Source organism: Geobacillus sp. DSP4a (genome assembly GCF_013096875.1).
Lineage (GTDB): Bacteria > Bacillota > Bacilli > Bacillales > Anoxybacillaceae > Geobacillus > Geobacillus thermophilus.
In genome coordinates, this window is the sequence record NZ_SDLD01000219.1 from 1 (window position 1) to 407 (window position 407).

General features: G+C 49.6%; 1 protein-coding gene. It reads right to left on the minus strand.

The annotated features are described in order from the left end of the window. The coding region (locus ETC02_RS17075) for a transposase (protein ID WP_171698491.1) at nucleotides 1-407 on the minus strand (407 nt) is incomplete at both ends.

A 407-nucleotide genomic window follows, 5' to 3' on the forward strand; every position in this document is an offset into this window, starting at 1 on the left:
CCACTCCTTCGCGTCAGTTTCATCCAGATCTGTCGTGATCGGCGGACGAGTCGACCTGCCATCGTGATCACCGTCTGAATAATCGTCTTGATGCGACGGCGTTTCACTTTGTGGTGCAACGGATGTCTCGGATCGCTTAATAGATCTTGTCCAATCAGACGAAGAAGATTGTAAACGAAGGCTCCCATGACCAACACGAGCGCATTCGTTTTCATCTTCCCAGATGGAAGCCGCTCTAAATCTAAGTCGCTCTTCAGTTCGCTATGAAACTGTTCGCATGTCGCATGGTCATGATACAACGCGAGCACATCGCTCATTCGAACATGCTCGTATCCTTTGAGCCGCACCCAATAGCTTTCCACTTCATAATCAGGAACGAGCATCAGCTGTCCATTGCGTTCCATCGT